The following is a 19,138-nucleotide window of genomic DNA, read 5'->3' as shown; positions in this document are numbered from 1 at the left end:
CATTATACAGAAAAACGCCGCTCGACTCGCGGCGTTTACTCTTCTTTTTCGTCAGGAAGGATGCCGAGCGAGCGGATATGCTCCTTCGCCTCCTCGTTGCCGAGGCGGTAAATCATTTCATAAATTTTCGTCAACGTCCGGTCGTAAGCATCGTTTTCCCGATCATAATGGTATTGGATGTACGGCACATGGGTGCGCCAAAACGCCTGCCAGTCGGTCGAATAATTTTGATCAAAATATTCGCGCAGCTGGGTGATTTCCTCATCCGTTGCTTCAATTTGGAAGTCCCACGGCGAAGCGGTTTTCAACTGCGAGATTTCTCCGGTTGCCATCGAGACGTAATACGTCTTTTTTCGTTCGTCTGCCACCTTCGTCCACTCCTTCTTTTGCTCTTTTTGCTTAGTGTGGGGCAATCGGGGAAAAATATGCTTATTTTATTTCATCTTTCAACAGCTCGATCGCCTTGCGCAGCACGGACGGGATCGGAACGCCCGCCCGGCCGGCGTTTTCCACAATCGAGATAAACTCATTGGCGATATAGAAAAAAATGATCGCATCGCGGATTACATGCATGTTCCATCCAATGGCCAAATCGACGAGATGCGATGCTGCCACCAGAACGAAAATCAACAGTTTGCGGATGATGCCGCGAAAGCCGACTTGACTTGACAGCTTGCCTTCGACCGCGCTGGCGGCAATGCCGGTAAGGTAGTCGACAATGACCAAAGCAAGCAAAATCACGACAAATGAGTCCACGCTGCCGACAAACATCGACAGAAACGAACCGAACAGCGACACGGCAACCATCGGGATCGGCTTGTTCACGCTCCCCCCTCCTTGAACATAGGATACGCGTAACTATCGTATGCCCGGAGGGGAGAACGCGGCGCGGCGCATTCCCTAAAAAATCGCCCTTTTTCGACAAAGAAAGGACAAAGCAAAAGGCCGTCCCCCGGCCTGAGGACAGCCTCCTCATTCTTATCGTCCTAAGAACGATTTCAACATCCAGACGTGTTTTTCCAAGCTGCGATGAATGCCAAGCAGCATATCCCCCGTCGTTTCATCGTTCACTTCATCCGCCAGCTGCATGCCTTCTTTCAATTCGCCGATCATCGTTTCAAAGTCACGGACAATCGAAGCCACCATTTGTTCGGCCGTTTCCGTCCCGGCCGCTTCTTTGACGGACGCCTGCTCGAGGCAGTCTTTCATCGTCGCCACGGGCTTGCCGCCCAACGCCAGCAGCCGCTCGGCCAGGGCGTCAATGTGGGTCGCGGCTTCGTTGTACAGCTCTTCGAATTTTTCATGCAGCGTGAAAAACTGCGGCCCGGTGACATACCAATGGTAGTTGTGCAGCTTCACATACAAAACAGTCCAGTTGGCGATTTGCTTGTTGACAAGATCGATCAGTCGAGTTGCCATCGTCTCACTCCTCCTCATGGTTCTCTATACCCAGCTGGCTTGTTGATGAAACATGGGAAACGCACCGATGGATAGCTTCCCCCGATTCCGCCGAAAATATGAACGCCCGACCTGCGGAATATGGTATAATAAAAAGAAAAAGGTGGGCGTCATGATGTACTGGACGTTGGTTGTTTGCCTCATCATCGCCGCTGTCGTTCTCGCGTTGGCGGTCATCACGACTTCCAAAGCGTACACGTACAAACATACGGTCGATCCGCTTCCAAACGAGCGCGGCAGCGAACAACAAGCCGGCCCGAAGCAGCCGCAGTAGCGGCGCGGGGCCGGCTTGTTCATCAACCAAACACCTTTTTCAACTCTTCTTTCTCTTGCGAAAGCCAAAAGCGCATCAGCTGTTTGGCCGCCTCTAGGTCATGCAGCTTCGCTTGGCCGCATTGCCGCTCGGTCGCGGCTGGCACTTCCGTCGCGTCGAGCGCGTCCTTCATGGCTTCTTCCAACAAATCAATGATCTCGTCCACGGTCGGCGAGCCGCTCACGACAAGATAAAACCCAGTTTGGCAGCCCATCGGCGAGATGTCGATAATGTCGAAATGATCATATTTCGCCGCATGTCGGCGCAGCGTATACGCCAACAAATGTTCGAGCGTATGAATCGCGGCCGGGTCCATCGCTTCTTTGTTCGGCTGGCAAAAGCGAATGTCAAACTTATTGACGACGCCGTCGCTGCCGACTTTGTGAACGCCGCAATGCCGAACGTACGGCGCTTTGACCGCGCAATGGTCCAATTCAAAGCTTTCCACCGGTGAAGGCATGTCAATCACTCCTAGGTTATTTATTCTCTTTTTTATCATAACCAAAACGAGGAACGTCCCGCATCTTTTTTGCCTCTCGTTCGGCTTGGCGTCTATGCCCAAAAAGCAAGGCTGGGTCGGCGCCCCCATTCCGAGCGAACGACAGTCGTTTTTCTTGAACAAAAGAACGGTTTGTTCTATTGTAATCATGATGATCACAGAAAGGAGAACTCCACATGGGCCAATGGCTGATTTGGTGCATCCGCTTTTATCAACGCTTCCTTTCTCCGCTCAAGCCGCCGACATGCCGCTTTTATCCGACCTGCTCGAACTACGGCATCGAAGCGATCCGGCGCTTTGGCGCGCTCAAAGGGGGATGGCTGACGGTCAAGCGCATTTTGAAGTGCCACCCGTTCCATCCGGGCGGTTTTGATCCCGTTCCTGAACCATCCCAACACCTGAAAAGAAACAAAATCACTTGATCGCCCTTGCCATTTGCTTCATTTTTTTGTATGATCAATCTTGTTAAATCGTAATGATTACTATTTTCAAAAAAGGAGGCGCAGCAGATGAAAAAAATCCCTGTCACTGTATTAAGCGGTTACTTAGGATCAGGGAAAACGACTTTGCTTCATCATATTTTGCACAATCGCGAAGGGAAAAAAATTGCCGTCATTGTCAACGACATGAGCGAAATCAATGTGGATGCCGAGCTGATTCGGCAAAACGACTTTTTCCGCACCGAGGAAAAGCTTGTGCAAATCCAAAACGGCTGTATTTGCTGCACTTTGAGAGAGGATTTAATCAAAGCCGTCGACCAGCTCGTTGAAAACGGGGAGATCGACTATATTGTCATTGAATCTTCCGGAATTAGTGAGCCGATTCCCGTCGCTCAAACCTTTACTTATTTAGACGAAGAGCTGGGAATCGACTTGTCGAAAAAATGCCGTTTAGACACGATGGTGACGATGGTCGACGCCAACCGTTTTTGGACGGACTTTTCCTCGGGCGAAACCTTGCTTGACCGTCAACAGGCCGTCGATGAAACGGACAGCCGCGAAATTGCGGATTTGCTCATTGAACAAATCGAATTCGCCAATGTCATTGTCGTGAATAAAATCGATCTTGTTTCGCCGGAGGAAGTTCAAAAACTGCAAAAAGTGCTCCAAAAGCTGAATCCGGAAGCCGTCATCATCCCGGCAACTTTCGGCCAAGTGCCGCTTGATTCCATTTTAAACACCCACTTATTTGATTTTGAAAAAGCGAGCCAATCAGCCGGCTGGATCAAAGAGCTGAATGAAGAGCACACACCCGAGACTGAACAATACGGCATCTCTTCCTTTGTTTATCGAAGAAAACGGCCGTTTCATCCGGAACGTTTGATGAATTGGCTTGAAAACTGGCCCACAGAAGTGGTTCGCGCGAAAGGATTTATTTGGCTTGCCTCCTGGAATGACATGTGCGTTCTCCTATCGCAAGCAGGAACATCAATCTCCATCCAAGCAGCGGGACGATGGATGGCTTCCTATCCAGAAGAGGACATAAAACAGCTGTTGCAAGAAGAGGAAGCATGGCGGGAAAAGTGGGATGAGACCTACGGCGATCGCTTGACCGAACTCGTGTTAATCGGTATTGACATGAATGCGGATGACATCGCACGCTCGTTAGATCAATGTTTGCTGACCGATGAGGAGATGAAGGAAGATTGGACGCTGTTTCCCAATCCGTTTCCTTCATTGATTCCTTCGGCCTAAACGGTGATCCTTCATTTTCAAATCGTAATGATTACGATATAATAAATGCGGACATCTTTATTCCAGAAAGGAGTTCAACATGAGAGCATCCATCATTTTGTCTTTCCTTTTGGCGACGAGCGCCTTGCTATACGGCTGTCAATCGAAGCCAGAGGCAAAAGAGGGCCAAACATCGAACGATCAGCTAACGATTTATACAACCGTCTATCCGCTTGAAGACTTTACGAAAAAAATCGGCGGCGACGCTGTGAACGTCAAAAGTGTTTACCCGCCGGGAGTGGAAGCCCATACGTTCGAACCGACAACCAGAACCGTGCAGCAGATTGCCGATGCGGACGCCTTCATTTACATTGGCCACGGGATGGAACCGTTCGCCGAAAAACTGCAGGAAACATTACAAAATGAGCACGTCCGATTTCTCGTTGCCACAAACGGCATCGAATTGCTTGAATCGAACCATGAACAGGAGCATGCGCATGGCGAAGGGCACAAAGACGAACACGGAGAGGGACATGAGGAAGAACATGGCCATGAACACGGAGACAAAGATCCTCACGTATGGCTTGACCCCATCCGATCCATTGCGATCGCCGAGAACATCCGCGATTTGCTGATTGAACTGAAACCTGACAAAAAAGACCTGTTTATGCAAAACTTTGAAACGTTAAAGATGAAACTCGAGCGCCTTGACGGGCAATTCCGTTCAACAGTGGAGAAAGCTCCCAGAAAAGAGATGCTCGTTTCCCATCAAGCCTACGGATATTGGGAAGACCGCTACGGAATCAAACAGCTGAGCGTTTCCGGGCTTTCTCCGAGCAACGAACCATCGCAAAAAGAGCTGACTCAGCTCATCCAGACAGCCAAACAGCATCACATCCGCTATGTCATTTTCGAACAAAATGTTCATCCCAAAACGGCGGAAGTGATTCAGAACGAAATCGGCGCCAAGCCGCTCCGTCTGCATAACTTGGAATCGCTGACCGATGAAGATCGAAAAGCCCACAAAGATTACTTTGCTCTTATGGCCGAGAATCTCCGCGTGCTGCAAAAAGCCCTTTATTAAAATACAACCGCCTGTCTCTTTCGATTCGTGGGCTTTCTCATTTTGTTTCCCGGCTTCGTCTATTTCTGGCGTTTGTTTATGCACGATAAGCGCTATGTACGGCCAAAATAACAAGGAAAAAGGTGTCCCCAACGAGCGTGGGACACCTTCCTTTATGACGTGCGATCTTCTGCCCTGCAGAAAGAAAAGCACCCTTTTCCTCACCCATCACTCTCACTATTGCAGCGAGCGGACATAGGCCGCAATGGCCGCAATTTCTCCCGGCGTCAATGTTTGCACTTCTTTCGTCCGATGGCGCCGGATTGCTTCCTCGATCGTTTTCGCGCTGCCGTCATGCAAATACGGGGCTGTCGCCCATACGCCGCGCAGCGTCGGCGTATCCCACTGTTTGGGCGTCCGCGGGTTTGTGAACCGGGCGCGGGCGTCGCCTTTGGAGGCGCGGTCCTTCGGATTGGCCGTGCCGATATCGTGCAAGTAGGCGGTATTGGCAGTCGTCAATTTCCCGTCCGGCCCGACCGCCTTGACGCTGTCGGTGAAATACTCGCCCCCATGGCAGCTTAAGCAATTCCCTTTCCCGTTAAACAGGCGCTCCCCTTCCTTCGCTTCCGCCGTCAAGCTGCCGTCCGCCTTTCGATACGGGCTTTTCGGCACGGGGAACGAACGCGGGTCGTTCAAGTAGGCGAGAATGGCGTCAAACATATGCTGGACTTTCGGCGGCAGCGGCTTGGACGGGTCGATCGCCGTCATGCCGCCCATCTCGCCTTGCACCGTATGAATGTAGTCGGTAAAATCGTCGCGCGAACCATCCCACATAAACAGCCCGGTTTTCGTCGCCAAAATATTGCTCGGCACGTTGCGCGGCCCTTTCGCCGTCATGAGCGTCAAGCCGTTGATGTCGCCGTCGCTATGGCACGAAGCGCAGCTCATCCAATTGTTTCCTGTAATGTTGATGGCAAACTCGTCGCTGTTGGCGCTGTAAAAGATCGTTTTTCCTTCACGCACGAGCGGGGAGAGCGAATCTTTCGCAATGAGGCGGATCGTGCCGCTCTCCTGCTTCGCTTTCGCATATGGGCTTTTTCCTCCGGTTTTGATCACGGCCAAATCATGGCTCATGGCGTTGTGGACGTAAAGCGTCTTCCCATCCGGCGAAATCGCGATCCCGCGCGGATTGTTGCCGTGGATGCGTCGCAAAATTTGCGTCGCCTTGCCGCCGCGGCGCAAGTCAAAGACGACGAGGTCCTCGCTTCCAGACATGACCGCGTACGCTTTGCCGCCGTCCGGGGAAAACGTCACATCGTACGGATTGGAGACGATGATCGTCTCGTTATGAACATCAGTGACATTGATCGCGGCAAACAGCTCTTTCCGCTCGTCCGGCAACTCAACGTCGTTCGTCACATCAATGACCGAGATGGCCGGAAACACCGTTTCCTCAAATTGGATCGGCGTATCGATGTTCGTCAATAAGTGCGGAATATACGCTTTTTTGCCGTCCGGGGCGATGACGATTTGCTCAAGCGTGTTCGGAATGCCTTGGCTCTTTTTTCGATCGGCTTTGTCCGGCGACGGGGCGAGGGCGATTTCCTTGACCGCCCGCCGTTTCTTTGTGTCAATCACGGTGACTTTAGCCGCCAAATATTGCGTCACGTACAGCTTCCTTCCGTCCGCTGTCAGCGCCAGCGCCCGCGGCCGATCGCCCGCTTGGATGTCTTTGGTCCGCTTCCCGCTCTCAGCGTCAAACACCGAGACCGTGCCCGAGCGGTAGTTGGCGACATATACTTCCTCCCCATCTGGACTGGTGACGATGCCGAACGGCTCGATCCCCGTTTTCCAACGGTCGACGACTGTCCGCTTGTCAAGCGATACGACGTCCACTTCATCATCGTACATGCAGGAAACATACAGCGTCCGTCCATCCGGGCTGAGCGCCAGCTGGCGCGGTTCGCGGCCGACGGGAATTTCCGCTTCCTTCGTTTTGGTTTTCGCGTTGATGATTGTCACTGTATCCACATCGATGTTGGCGGTGTAGACATAGCGCCCGTCGCTGCTTACGGCGATGTTGTCGCCGTGCGCCGGGGCGTGTCTGACCACTTTCGGCTGCTCATGCCATGCCTTTTCGTCCTGACAGCCGGCCAACAGCGCGGCGATCGCCGCGGCGAACCACCATTTTCGCATTTCAATATTCCCCCGTTTTTTCACGAAAATGATAACCATCCTCAATTTTACAAAGAAAAGCGGCGAATCTCAATCGTATTCGCCACTTTCTTTCTGTTATTTGTTGCCGGATCCAACATTGACCTTGACCGTCCGCAACACCGGCGCCACGCCGTATGGGCCGCCGGCCGCCTGCACTTGCGGCACATGGTCGCGGTCAGTGTTGCCCAATTTTTTCCCTTTGATGTAGACATCTCCCGTATCCCAAAACTCGCTTGCCTGCATCCCTTCCTGAAGCGTCGGGCCATCGACGATCCGGTCGTAAAAGTCGACGTAGCGGGAGATGATCGTTTCGCGGTCAAGGGATTTCGCCGTCTCATCCGCTTGGTCGTTGTTCAAGTTTTGCAGCGCCACGCGGAACACCCCCGACAACGCGCCGGCGAGCCACGGGGTGTACTTGTCCTCTGTTTCTCCCGTATGGTACACGTGCCATTTTTGATCCCAAAAATGGCGGTCCATCGCCTCATAAACAAGGCGCGCCGCATCGCGGTACGCTTCGTCTTTCGTCGCCAAAAACGCCGCCGTCAGCCCGCGGATCGCACCAAGCTGGGCAAGAAGCGTCGGCTCGTCTTGATCCGGCCCTTGGCCGATCGTATAGCCGTTGGCGACAAGCCCGTCTTTTCGCATCAAGTTGTGCATGATAAAATCCGCTTGCCGGCGGATGAGCTCAAGCGCCCGCTTTCCTTCCGGCGTGCCAAGCCCTTTGGCGCTCTCTCCGCTCGCATAGCCGACCGGCATCCCGTCAATCGCCCGTTCGAAGATGCGGAGCGCTTCCATTGTATAGCCGGCTTGGAACGTATCGACCCGATTTCCTTGCGTTCGCCCGTCATGTTCTGTCACAAACGCGCCCGCTTTTTCATTGAAATGCATGGCATCGATGTTGCGGAACACTTGCAGCAGCACGTCGCGGTTGACGGAATACGGGTCGTCGGCCACACGGTCGTTGGCTGGATCGGCATCCACATTTTCTTTTGCCGCTTTCGGGAACGGTTTTCCGTCAAACACGGCCAAAAACGCGGGGTTTTGATTTTTGTTTTCCGGCCGCTGGTCGGTCATGCCGAAAAACTCCGCCGCCGGCCATAGCATGAGCCATTGGTCCTCAAGCAAGCTGCGGGGATCTTTGACGACCAACTTCGCGGCATCCGGCGCCAGCTCGCTTCCCCTTTCAGCCACTTCCACCGCGTGCGGCAAATAGACGAATCCTCCGCTTGGGTCGTAACGGCTGCCGGCTGCCTTCGTCAACGCCTGCTGCTTCGCATCATAAAATAAATGGTCACGGATAAAAGCCAGCTTGTTCCATATTTGTTCCGTCAAAATCATCCCTTGCATCCCGTCGGCGGAGCTGACGCCAAGAGCGACGTTCCCGCTTTGATCGTCGTTTGGCGTTTTCGCCTCCACCTCTTCATCGCTGTCTTTTTGATGAAAATTGCCCAAAAAGTCGCCGGCCCAAAGCGCTTGCTTCAAAAAGACACCGCCGTAAGCCGATGGCGTGAGCACTTTGTCCATTTTTCCGCGATCCCAGCGAAGCGATTGGAAATCGACTTGATAGACGGGAACGTATGTACCGTCGTCATTTTCCGCGTACACGTCCGTGTCAACCTTTTGCGCATAATGCGGATCGCCGCCGGCGTACTCGATGAAGGTCGGGAACATGTTGCGGAAAATTTCCTCGCGCGGATAGCCGACGCTGTCCGCAAGCTCATAAAAACGGTCGGCGAGTGCTTCATCGGCTGGCTTATGCCGCTGTTCGGCCCGTTGCTTGGCGATCGGGCCGTTTATGAGATGGAGCCCGAGCCCTGACTTTTCCGTCACCTCATACATGGCTTCTTCGGAATACTCGTATGACTCGATGCCGGCCGTATAGTCAAATTTCGTCGGCTCATCCGGCTTTCTCGCGTCAAGGGTGTCCAAATCAAGCCCGAGCCCTTCCGCCAACGGCTCTCCGGACAGCTCAAATTCGGAATAGGCAAACATATTGCCGGCCGTATCAAAATGATCGTCCGCCACCGGCACGTGCAGGCGCGGCGCTTCCGCTGAACGGCCGTTCTCTTTCTCCCCGACGGCGGAACAGCCGGACGCCAAAAGCAGCGAGGCCGCCGCCGACGTGGCCATGACTTTCCAAGGCATGCGTTTCATGACTTGCTCCCCCATTTTATTTAAAAATAACGATTTTCATTTTCAACCTATTTCATTATACGCCGGCGATCCCCTTCATTCAAGCCGGAATCCGTTCCATCACATTCCACCCGAGAAAGACGCTTTTCATGCCTCTTTTCTCCTTCCCTTAAGCCGGAATCCACTCAATGCGGCGTCCGCCCGTCCATAAAAAGCAGCATTCCAGTTCGTTCGGACAACGTCCGATTGTTTTGCGGCATAAGGACGACGCCGTTTCTTTGCATCGCCGAATGGCTTCCTCTTCCTCACACCACAGCAACACGCGAACCCGGTCGCGGTAAACGATGTACAACTCCCGATCCGCTTCTTCGCCCAATCCGCCGTCCGCCAGCAGCAGCGGCTTGCATGCCGCCTCTTCCATCGAACCGAAAAACTGCAGCAAATGATCCGTCACCTTGGCCAGCACAAGTCCGTAATGCAACGGCGTCGGAAACATCGACAAAGGAAGGAGCGAACGGTGCTGATCAATCAACCGAAACAAGCAAAGCGGCGACCGCAGCGAAGGAGCGGTGTCGCAATACGCTTGAATGACGCGGCGAAGAAACCGGCGCAGCGCATACGGCCAGACATCCAACGTCTCGTGATGGATAGGCACCATGGCTCGCCTCCTGTTTGTTCATGCATGTTTTTCCAGCTGCTCCAATACAGCGTTTATCGAGCTCCATGACCGTTTCGCAAAATAAATAGGCTTGTCTTTGCTTTTCGCCTTCTCTTTCACTTTCTTCGCCAAATTATGGTTCACGTAATCGATCATGACCAATATGGCGTCGACATGCTCCGGAATGTCACGTCTCACCATATTCACTTTTCGTCCATTGAGATGAATGATTTCCCGGAATCCGGAACGCTCCAATTTATCGGTAATATGGCCTAAATGATCGGCTCCGACAACAAGCAGTGATGCCATCACGAAAGCCTCCTTTGCTCGCTTCTTTCTTTTTTATTTTAATTGAGAATGATTTTCTATGTCAATTATAACAAGAGATATTTTCATCATTTTTTGGGGCGATGAGCCCCCGCTTCAACGATGGTAAAGAAGGAAACGCCATTTCTGCGCGAAGTCCTTCTTTTATATTTGGGGCGGCGTGGGAGAACAACCATGATGGAAGCCGCCGATTACCCCTGCTTCCGTTGATCATGGAAGCGGGAGTCTTCTCGGTTAGAGATGGATAAAATGCCTGCAAATGCGTCAAACTATAGAGGCGGGCGATTTCATCACGACAAGGGGGATGACCATGGCGAAAGATGTTCTTTGCGAAGTGCACAACTGCCGTTATTGGGCAGAAGGGAATCGCTGCAGCGCTGAAGCCATTTACGTGGTCAGCCATGCAGGAAAAATGGCGTCTGATTCAACGGAAACAGACTGCAAAACGTTTGTTCCGGCCCATAAAGCATGATGCGAGACCAACGAGGCGCTGCCCGGCCGACCGGGCGGCGCTTGCATCGTTCGAGGGGGATGACGATGGACAAACGCGCTAGCCTCATTCAAGCGCTGCAAACGGAAATGAAGCGGGCCGCTTTAGGAACATACCCAGCTTGCATCGACTCCTTCGCCCGTTTGTGGGATTATGAGTTCGGTTCGTTTGATCAGCTCCCACCTGAGATTGAACGGCTCATCGCCCATCGGGCCGCTGAACTCGGGTGGATGGATGACGTTTGAGGGCCGTCCATTTCGGAACAAACGCCAGGTGGAGCAAAAAACGACGTTGGATGGCCATCCCTATGTTTCCATCTGCGCGATGGAAATCGGCCGTGCAAGGAATGACGTTTGACTGCCGTCCTCCAACAGGGGACAAAGCGGACGGATGAAGCTGGATCGCAGCGGTCTAAAAGCAAGGGCTTCGATTCGGCGAACGCCATGCCTCCCGGTCGGAACGCCGCGGGAATGGCAGCGGCAAAAAGGCAGGAACCTCGACTTAGGCGAGGCCCTGCCTTTTCTGCTTCCGAACAGGTGTTTCTACTCCTATCAAAAGGTTTGTTCCGTTTTTGGAATGAGCCTTTTCAGTTCGCGTCGCAGCAGTTTTTGCGCGGCGTTGCGCGGCAGTTCGTCGACGAAGTAAATGCGGGCCGGCACTTTATATTTCGCCAGCCGCTCGCGGCAAAACGCGCGAAGGGCCGCTTCGTCTGGCGACGCTCCGCGTTTCAGGCGGACGAACGCATACGGCACTTGCCCCCACGTTTCATTCTCGACGCCCGTCACCCCGGCTTCTTCCACATCGGGATGCGACAGCAGCACCGCCTCCACCTCAGCGGGATAGACGTTTTCGCCGCCGGAAATGATCAAGTCAGAACGGCGGTCAAGGACGTACAAAAATCCGTCTTCATCAAGATAGNGACGGAAGTGAAAAACTCCGCCGAAAAACATCGGGATGCGACAGCAGCACCGCCTCCACCTCAGCGGGATAGACGTTTTCGCCGCCGGAAATGATCAAGTCAGAACGGCGGTCAAGGACGTACAAAAATCCGTCTTCATCAAGATAGCCGATATCGCCGGTAAAAAACCAGCCGCCGCGGATCGCTTGCGCCGTCGCTTCCGGGCGTTGCCAATATCCTTTTGTCACATTCGGCCCTTTGACGACAATTTCCCCCGCTTCATGCGGCGCAGCCGGCTTTCCGTCTTTTAGGATGCAAAGCTCCGCCGGAAAAAGCGGCTTGCCGGCCGAACCGAGCTTCGTCAAACTGTATTCCGGCGCGAGTGTTGCGATTTGCGACGCCGTTTCCGTCATCCCGTATGTCTGGTACACCGGGATGCCCTTTTCTTTGCATGCCTCAAGCAGCGGGCGCGGCGCCGGCCCGCCCCCCAGCAGCATGCAGCGGAACGTATCGGGGTAGCGCGCTTCCCCGAGCTCGGCCACCATCCGCTGAAGCATGGCAGCCACGACCGACATGATCGTCACGTCGCCGCGCATGATCCATTCGTTCGCTTCCTTTGGGTCGAATGACGTTTGCAGCCGCATCGGCATGCCATAAATGACGCTGCGCATGGCGATCGACAGGCCGCTGATATGAAACAGCGGCACGGCGGCCAGCCAGCAGTCGCGCTCATGCAAGCCTAAATTGAGCGCCGAACCGACCGCGCTCCACCAATGGTTGCCGTACGTTTGCAAGACGCCTTTCGGAGTGCCGGTCGTCCCGGACGTATACATGATCGTGGCGACTTCCTCCAAATCGCACGTTTCTTTTAAGGAGACGTCCACTTCCGGAAGCGCGGCAACCGCGCCCACAGTCAGAACGCGTCCATCGCCGTCAAGGCTCCCGGCTAGCTCCTCATCGGCGATGGCAAGCCGCGCGCCGCTGTCATCAAGCTGCCAGCCAAGCTCATAGGACGTAAGGCGCACGTTTTGCAGCAGGACGCGGGCGCCGAGAAAAAACAACGCATGGATGATCTCGATCATCTCGATGCGATTTTTCATCAGCAAGGCGACAATATCTCCTTCCTTGACGCCTGCTTGAGCGAGGCGCCGCGCCCAGACGGCAGCCGCTTCATACAATTCGGCAAACGTTTTTGTCCGCCGCCCGTCGCTCACGGCGATTCGCTCCGGGGTTAAAAACGCCCGCTGCTTCAGCCAGTTTGGCATCGTTGTCATCTAGCGTCCTCCTTTCTTGCCCCCTCCTCCGCCGACGGCCAGCGAAAGGATTCCTCCCTTCGGAAAAGCGACAAAAAGCAGCTTGACGCGCCATCAAGCTGCTTCTTCGTTCTCATCACGGGAAGCGCGGGAATTGGCTGAAGTCCGGCTTCCGTTTTTCTTTGAACGCCCGCATTCCTTCCTTCGCCTCTTCGGTCGTGTAGAAGAGAAGCGTCGCGTCGCCGGCGAGCTGTTGGATGCCGGCCAAGCCGTCGGAGTCGGCGTTGAACGCCGCTTTTAAGAAGCGAATGGCCGTCGGGCTTTTTTCCAAAATTTCTTGCGCCCATTTGACCGTTTCTTCTTCAAGCTGCTCAAGCGGCACGACTTTGTTGACCAGCCCCATTTCGAGCGCTTCTTGCGCCGTGTACTGACGGCATAAATACCAAATTTCCCGCGCCTTTTTATGGCCGACGATGCGGGCCAAATAACCGGCGCCATAGCCGCCGTCAAAGCTTCCCACTTTCGGCCCGGTTTGGCCGAAGATGGCGTTGTCCGCGGCGATCGTCAAATCGCATACGACATGAAGCACATGCCCACCGCCGATGGCATAGCCGGCGACCATCGCAATGACCGGCTTCGGAATGACGCGGATGAGCCGCTGCAAATCAAGCACATTGAGGCGCGGAATTTCATCCTCGCCGACATAGCCGCCATGGCCGCGCACTTTTTGGTCCCCGCCCGAGCAAAACGCCTTGCCGCCGGCGCCGGTCAAAATGATGACGCCGATATTCGAATCATCGCGCGCTTTCGTAAACGCATCGATCATCTCGTTCACCGTTTTCGGCCGAAACGCGTTATGTACTTCCGGACGGTTGATCGTAATTTTGGCGATGCCGTTGTACGTTTCGTAAATAATATCCTCATAGTCGTACTGCTTCACCCATTCAAACGGCATTTACACTTCCCCCTTTGTCATGAATTCACTTACTATTTTAGCAAAAATGCCGGGCTGTTCCACGTGAATTGCATGTCCGGCTCCTTTTACACAGATAAGTTCGCTGTTGGGCAGCCGCTCGTGCATTTGGGCGGCGATGCGGCAAAACTTCTCATCGCGCTCCCCGCAAACAAGGAGCACAGGCATGGCAAGTTCGCCAAGCCGTTCCCAAAACGACGGCTGCACGCCGGTCCCCATCCCGCGCAAACTGTTGGCAAGCCCCGTTGCCGTATGGCGGAGCCGCTCGCGGCGAATCGCCGCTCGCACCGGATCCGGGAGCGTCTGCTGAGTGGCAAACAGCGGGATTTTTTCCCAATCATCGACAAAAGCACGGACGCCTTCCGTTTCGATCTTTCGCGCCAACGCCTCATCCGCTTCCCGCCGCGCGCGCCGCTCCTCCTCTGTCTCCAAGCCGGGCGAACTGCTTTCCAGCACTAAGCGGCGAACGCGGCGCGGATGCCAAACGGCGAACGCCAACGCGAGCCGGCCGCCCATCGAGTAGCCGAGCACGTTCACTTGTTCGACGCCCCATTCGTCAAGGAGCGCCGCCAAGTCAGCCGCCTCGTGTTCGATCCGATACCGTCGGGCGTCCTTTGGCGCCTCGGTCCGCCCATGGCCCAACAAGTCGACGGCCATCACACGGAAGTCCGGCCAAAACGGGGCGAGCGGCCGCCACGTGTCCGCGCTGCCCGTAAACCCGTGAAGCAACAGAAGCGGCTCTCCTTCTCCGTATTGTTCCACATGGTAACAAACCCCATTCACCATCATGGTCATGCCAATCCTCTTCATTCGAGACATTTCGCGATTTCCCGAGCAACCTCGTTCCACAACAATCGATGCATTCGGACATTTTCCGCGCGCGACGTGCGCACTTCAATGACATGAAGCCCGCCTGACGACAGCGATTCCGATACATGGCGGCGGAACTCCGCCCAATTGTGCGGCACCGTATGGCGGCCGCCGTACATCTCGACGGCGTGGGCAAACGACAAATCCGTCGGCGTGCCAAACAGCGTTTCAAACGCCCCTTTATGGCGCGCCTGCGGCAAAAACGAGAAAATGCCGCCGCCGTTGTTGTTCAACAACACAATGGTAGCTGACAACGAATGCATCTTCGCCGCCAACAAGCCATTTACATCGTGGTAAAACGACAAGTCGCCGATCACCAGCACAAGCGGGTTCGCGGCAACGCTTGCGCCCAAGGCGCTCGAGACGACTCCGTCAATGCCGTTGGCGCCGCGGTTGGCCAAAACGCGAAGCGGCTTGTCCGTCGCAAAGAGAAACGTATCCGCATCGCGAATCGGCATGCTGTTGCCGACAAACAGCGCCGCCCCGGCTGGAAGCAAATCGGCAAGCTCCGTAAACACTTTCCCTTCAAACCATTCTTCTTTTGGCAGATGGCGCTCAAGCGCCGCGCGGGCGATCGCGTTCATCTCTAGCCATATCGCCGACCACGCGCTTTTGTTTTCTTTCGGTTTCGCCCATTCAAGAAGCTGGCGGCAAAGAATCAGTTCATCACTCTGAACGAAGCTGTCCGCGGACAACGTTGGATCGCGCCAGCCGCCGTCGTCGACAACAATTTGACGAATCGCGCGATGGCGCTTGAGCCATAAAAAGAGCGGCTTCGACACCGGCATGGCGCCGAACCGAAGCACCACATCCGGCACAAGCTTGGAAGCGGCGGTTTCCTCCCGCAATATGGCATCATAGCTGTCCAGCACGTACGTTTTGTCATGCGTACCGGCGCGCAACTGGGAAAGCGGATCGGCCAAAATCGGAAAATCAAGCGCCCGCGCCAACTCGGTGACCGCCTCGGCAAACCCAGGGCGATCGAGCGGCCCGCAGACGATCAACCCGCGTTCCGCCGCCGACAGCTGCTCATACAGCGCCGATACGCTTTCTTGCGGCAGCGCTGGGCGGCCGTGCCACACTTGCGGCGCTCTCGAAACAGACCGCACCCGCTCCCAAACCGCCTCATCGATATGCGGGACAAGCGGCTCGCGAAACGGCGCGTTCACATGCACAGGCCCGCACGGTGCACCGGCGGCCGTTTGGACGGCTCTTGCCGCCATCGTCCGCGCGTATCGCAGCATATCATCCGCCTCTTCCGGCAGCGCCAAGTCCACAAACCACTTGGCGTAGCGTCCGTATAAGTGCAGCTGATCAATCGCCTGCGGCGCCCCGACATCGCGCAGTTCATGCGGCCGGTCGGCCGTCAGCACCACGAGCGGCACGCGCGAATAGTATGCCTCGACAACCGCGGGCCCATAGTTGGCCGCCGCCGTTCCGGACGTGCATACGAGCGCGACCGGACGCTGCTTCGCTTTCGCCAAGCCGAGGGCGAAAAACGCGGCCGACCGCTCATCGATATTCATATATAGTCGAAGGCCAGGGTGGGCCGCCATCGCCATCGCAAGCGGCGTCGAGCGCGAACCGGGGCTGATCACCGCCTCCGTCACCCCGGCCTGCGCCAATCCGTCCACCAATGCCGCTGCATAAACAGACAAGGCATCAGCCATCGTTCATCACTCCCAACGCCGATAACATCGGGGCCATTTTCACATTTGTCTCTTCATATTCGCTGTTTGGGTCGGAATCGGCGACAATGCCGCAGCCGGCAAACAGCATGGCTTCCTTCCCGGCGAGCAAGGCGGAGCGAATGGCGACCGCCCATTCCCCATTGCCTTCGCCATCCACCCAGCCGATCGGCGCTGCATACCATCCGCGGTCAAGCGGCTCAAGGGCGCGGATCACCTCCAGCGCTCGATCGCGCGGCGTTCCGCCGAGCGCGGGTGTCGGATGCATCATTTCCACTAAGCGGAGCACCGAGCGCTCGCGGCAGCCACGGCCGACAACCGGAGTGCATAAATGCTGGATGTGCGGCAGCTTGAGCAGCTGCGGTGCGGGCGGCATCTCGACCGTCTCGCAGACGGAAGAAAACAAGCGGCCGATCATTTGCACAACAAACTGATGTTCTTCGTTGTTTTTTCGATCTGCCCGCAGCCAAGCGCCAAGCCGCTCGTCTTCCTCCATATCGGCCCCGCGGCGCACCGATCCGGCGAGGCAAACCGACCGGCACATTTAAAATTCTGCCGAAAANAGAAAACAAGCGGCCGATCATTTGCACAACAAACTGATGTTCTTCGTTGTTTTTTCGATCTGCCCGCAGCCAAGCGCCAAGCCGCTCGTCTTCCTCCATATCGGCCCCGCGGCGCACCGATCCGGCGAGGCAAACCGACCGGCACATTTTCCCTTCTTTTTGGACAAGCTGCTCAGGGGAAGCCCCGATAAAACAGCGGCCGTCCTGTTCAAACGCAAAAATGTAAGCAAACGGCTGCTGCTCGCGAAGCCGCTGGAGTACGGCCGCGGCATCCACCGTTTTGGCAAACGCCAGGCGCCGAGCGCGGGCGAGCACCACCTTGTCCAACGCCCCCGCCCGAATCGAGGCGATCGCTTCGCGAACAGCCGCCAACCATCGTTCTTTCTCTTCTTCTTCGTCTGACACAAGGCGCGGAAGCCGCTTTGGAGCGGCCATGGGGTCGCTGATCCGCTCAAGCAAGCGCCCGACCCGCTCCCAGTCCCGTCCTCTTTTGTCCGTTGGGACGGTGACGGTCAACGTCGTTTTGCCGTTTCTTACGGCAAGAAGCGCGGCCGGCGCCACGAGCTTCCCGGCCGGAAAGCCGCGCCACATGTCGGTGCCCGGCCGATAGGGGTCAAACGAAAATCCGCCAAACAATAACGGCGGCGCATCGGCCGCGCCGTATGGCTCCATCTCCTTCTTCCATCGGCGCCGGCCCGCTTCCACGTCATCAAACCGGCTGTCGGCCTTCTCCGTTTCGATCGCATAAACGGAGCCGAGGCCGACCAATATCGTGCCTCCGGTTCGATCCGCCCAAAAAAACCGTTCGCGGAAGCCGCATGACGGCCCTTGCATAAAAAAAGAAACCGGATCAACGCCCTCCCACGGTTCCGCCCAGCTGACAAACGGCCGCCCTGCATTCACCGCCAATCTATGCAATTGTTGCTGCAGGTGATGTCGAAATCCAATCGCCACGTTCCTCACGCTTTCTGTCGTAAAATTCCCCCTCCATCCCCACTTCCCATTATAATATAATAGGAAATCATTTATCTATCGGGAAGGGTTGACATGCTTTCAACGTTTGCCTACACTTATTTTGGACATAAACGAATGACATTTTCACAGAATCTAAGGGGAATGAATATGCAATCATTCACACATATGGACCATCGCCCGCCGGCGCGCCGCGACTGGCGCGTCTTTTGGCGGCTGACGCGCCCGCATACGCTGACGGCGGCATTTGTGCCCGTATGCGTCGGCACGGTGCTGGCGCTTGGCGAAACATCGATCGATTGGCTGCTGTTTGCCGCGATGATGATCGCCTCTTTGTTGATTCAGGCGGCGACGAACATGTTCAACGAATACTACGATTATCAACGCGGCCTCGATTCACCGGAGTCGGTCGGCATCGGCGGCGCCATCGTCCGCGACGGCCTCAAGCCGAAAACGGTGCTGGCGTTGGCGTTTGGCTGTCTTGGGTTGGCTATGCTCATCGGCATCTACATTTGCGCCGAAAGCAGTTGGTGGCTCGCCGTTGTCGGAACGATTTGCATGGCGGCCGGTTATTTTTACACCGGAGGGCCGGTTCCGATCGCCTATACGCCGTTTGGCGAACTGGCGGCTGGGTTTTTTATGGGCTTTGTCATCATTTTGATTTCATTTTTCATCCAAACGGGCTATATCAGCGGCGGCGCCGTGCTCACCGCCATTCCGATCGCGATTTTGGTCGGCGCCATTTTGCTGGCGAACAATATTCGCGACTTGGACGGCGACCGTGAAAAAGGGCGAAAGACGCTCGCCATTTTGATTGGCCGCGATTGGGCCATCCGCCTGCTCGCTGCCATGTTCGCCGTTGCCTTTCTTTGGACGGCCGCGCTTGCGGTGTTTCAGATCGTGCCGTTTTGGGCGCTGCTCGCTTTATTGAGCATTCCAAAAGCAATCGCCGCGACGCGCGGATTTATCGGCAAAATCAAGCCGATCGAGATGATGCCGGCCATGAAGGCGACGGCGCAAACGAATACACAGTTCGGCTTTTTGCTCGCCGCTGGCTTGCTCATTGCCCATTGGCTGTAACACGGTCAAC

General features: G+C 55.4%; 18 protein-coding genes and 4 pseudogenes. 7 read left to right on the top strand and 15 right to left on the bottom strand.

Going from position 1 to position 19,138, the window contains the following annotated elements; genetic code table 11:
* Positions 1-35 precede the first annotated feature (35 nt).
* The 3 genes from T260_RS135390 to T260_RS135400 all read right to left on the bottom strand — a co-directional run bounded on the left by T260_RS135390 (position 36) and on the right by T260_RS135400 (position 1,419).
* On the bottom strand, positions 36-368 hold the full coding sequence (locus tag T260_RS135390; RefSeq protein WP_011232331.1) for a hypothetical protein: 333 nt from the start codon (positions 366-368) through the stop codon (positions 36-38).
* Positions 369-429: 61 nt separating this feature from the next.
* Positions 430-825 (bottom strand): phage holin family protein, encoded by a 396-nt coding sequence (locus T260_RS135395; RefSeq protein ID WP_014196599.1) that lies wholly within the window; start codon positions 823-825, stop codon positions 430-432.
* A gap of 153 nt (positions 826-978) precedes the next feature.
* Complete coding sequence (locus T260_RS135400) at positions 979-1,419, bottom strand: Dps family protein (protein ID WP_014196600.1); 441 nt, start codon at positions 1,417-1,419, stop codon at positions 979-981.
* A 151-nt stretch (positions 1,420-1,570) separates the two neighbouring features.
* Between T260_RS135400 and ytzI the strand changes: the two genes are divergently transcribed.
* Positions 1,571-1,732: a YtzI protein gene (ytzI, locus tag T260_RS1000000138505; protein ID WP_014196601.1), complete on the top strand. Its 162-nt coding sequence runs from the start codon at positions 1,571-1,573 to the stop codon at positions 1,730-1,732.
* A gap of 22 nt (positions 1,733-1,754) precedes the next feature.
* Here ytzI and T260_RS135405 read toward each other — a convergent pair whose 3' ends face one another.
* Positions 1,755-2,231, bottom strand: a complete 477-nt coding sequence (locus T260_RS135405) for an S-ribosylhomocysteine lyase (protein WP_023633424.1) — start codon at positions 2,229-2,231, stop codon at positions 1,755-1,757.
* A 215-nt stretch (positions 2,232-2,446) separates the two neighbouring features.
* Here T260_RS135405 and yidD point away from each other — a divergent pair, with 215 nt between their 5' ends.
* The 3 genes from yidD (at position 2,447) to T260_RS135420 (ending at position 5,027) form a co-directional block, all read left to right on the top strand.
* The gene (gene yidD, locus T260_RS135410) at positions 2,447-2,692 is read left to right on the top strand and encodes a membrane protein insertion efficiency factor YidD (RefSeq protein ID WP_023633423.1); all 246 of its coding nucleotides are present in this window, start codon (positions 2,447-2,449) and stop codon (positions 2,690-2,692) included.
* 87 nt (positions 2,693-2,779) lie between these two features.
* Complete coding sequence (locus tag T260_RS135415) at positions 2,780-3,964, top strand: GTP-binding protein (RefSeq protein ID WP_023633422.1); 1,185 nt, start codon at positions 2,780-2,782, stop codon at positions 3,962-3,964.
* A gap of 79 nt (positions 3,965-4,043) precedes the next feature.
* A complete protein-coding gene (locus tag T260_RS135420; RefSeq protein ID WP_023633421.1) occupies positions 4,044-5,027 on the top strand; it encodes a metal ABC transporter substrate-binding protein in 984 nt (327 codons plus the stop codon).
* Between the two features lie 216 nt (positions 5,028-5,243).
* Here the strand turns inward: T260_RS135420 and T260_RS135425 are convergent, their stop codons facing one another.
* The 4 genes from T260_RS135425 to T260_RS135440 all read right to left on the bottom strand — a co-directional run bounded on the left by T260_RS135425 (position 5,244) and on the right by T260_RS135440 (position 10,323).
* On the bottom strand, positions 5,244-7,202 hold the full coding sequence (locus T260_RS135425; protein ID WP_031212221.1) for a beta-propeller fold lactonase family protein: 1,959 nt from the start codon (positions 7,200-7,202) through the stop codon (positions 5,244-5,246).
* A gap of 96 nt (positions 7,203-7,298) precedes the next feature.
* On the bottom strand, positions 7,299-9,377 hold the full coding sequence (locus T260_RS135430; RefSeq protein WP_011232339.1) for a hypothetical protein: 2,079 nt from the start codon (positions 9,375-9,377) through the stop codon (positions 7,299-7,301).
* Between the two features lie 148 nt (positions 9,378-9,525).
* Positions 9,526-10,014, bottom strand: coding sequence for a hypothetical protein (locus T260_RS135435; protein WP_023633419.1), 489 nt, complete (start codon positions 10,012-10,014; stop codon positions 9,526-9,528).
* Positions 10,015-10,032: 18 nt separating this feature from the next.
* Positions 10,033-10,323, bottom strand: a complete 291-nt coding sequence (locus T260_RS135440; RefSeq protein ID WP_011232341.1) for a DUF2325 domain-containing protein — start codon at positions 10,321-10,323, stop codon at positions 10,033-10,035.
* 328 nt (positions 10,324-10,651) lie between these two features.
* On the opposite strand from T260_RS135440, the gene T260_RS1000000138500 reads away from it, so the two are divergent.
* Both T260_RS1000000138500 and T260_RS135445 read left to right on the top strand, forming a co-directional pair.
* Entirely contained in the window at positions 10,652-10,813 is a 162-nt protein-coding gene (locus tag T260_RS1000000138500) for a DUF1540 domain-containing protein (protein WP_011232342.1), read from the top strand.
* Positions 10,814-10,878: 65 nt separating this feature from the next.
* Positions 10,879-11,076, top strand: coding sequence for a hypothetical protein (locus T260_RS135445; protein WP_011232343.1), 198 nt, complete (start codon positions 10,879-10,881; stop codon positions 11,074-11,076).
* A 306-nt stretch (positions 11,077-11,382) separates the two neighbouring features.
* Here T260_RS135445 and T260_RS0119605 read toward each other — a convergent pair.
* From T260_RS0119605 to T260_RS1000000140925, 7 genes and pseudogenes are all read right to left on the bottom strand, one after another.
* Positions 11,383-11,748, bottom strand: a pseudogene (locus T260_RS0119605) (AMP-binding enzyme); the annotation flags it as partial.
* Between the two features lie 40 nt (positions 11,749-11,788).
* Positions 11,789-13,003, bottom strand: a pseudogene (locus T260_RS0119600) (o-succinylbenzoate--CoA ligase); the annotation flags it as partial.
* 115 nt (positions 13,004-13,118) lie between these two features.
* Complete coding sequence (gene menB / locus T260_RS135450; RefSeq protein ID WP_011232345.1) at positions 13,119-13,937, bottom strand: 1,4-dihydroxy-2-naphthoyl-CoA synthase; 819 nt, start codon at positions 13,935-13,937, stop codon at positions 13,119-13,121.
* Positions 13,938-14,750 (bottom strand): 2-succinyl-6-hydroxy-2,4-cyclohexadiene-1-carboxylate synthase, encoded by an 813-nt coding sequence (menH, locus tag T260_RS135455; RefSeq protein ID WP_023633418.1) that lies wholly within the window; start codon positions 14,748-14,750, stop codon positions 13,938-13,940.
* An 11-nt stretch (positions 14,751-14,761) separates the two neighbouring features.
* Positions 14,762-16,495: a 2-succinyl-5-enolpyruvyl-6-hydroxy-3-cyclohexene-1-carboxylic-acid synthase gene (menD, locus tag T260_RS135460; protein WP_014196609.1), complete on the bottom strand. Its 1,734-nt coding sequence runs from the start codon at positions 16,493-16,495 to the stop codon at positions 14,762-14,764.
* A pseudogene (locus tag T260_RS1000000140930) lies at positions 16,488-17,057 on the bottom strand (isochorismate synthase); the annotation flags it as partial. The pseudogene T260_RS1000000140930 and the gene menD, both read right to left, overlap by 8 nt.
* A 31-nt stretch (positions 17,058-17,088) precedes the next feature.
* A pseudogene (locus tag T260_RS1000000140925) lies at positions 17,089-18,030 on the bottom strand (chorismate-binding protein); the annotation flags it as partial.
* Positions 18,031-18,198: 168 nt separating this feature from the next.
* Here T260_RS1000000140925 and T260_RS135465 point away from each other — a divergent pair.
* Positions 18,199-19,128, top strand: a complete 930-nt coding sequence (locus T260_RS135465) for a 1,4-dihydroxy-2-naphthoate polyprenyltransferase (RefSeq protein WP_011232349.1) — start codon at positions 18,199-18,201, stop codon at positions 19,126-19,128.
* Positions 19,129-19,138: the final 10 nt, after the last annotated feature.

Origin of the sequence: Geobacillus thermopakistaniensis (assembly GCF_000498995.1) — a bacterium.
GTDB classification, from domain to species: Bacteria; Bacillota; Bacilli; order Bacillales; family Anoxybacillaceae; genus Geobacillus; species Geobacillus thermoleovorans.
This window is presented reverse-complemented; position numbering and strand designations above follow the sequence as displayed.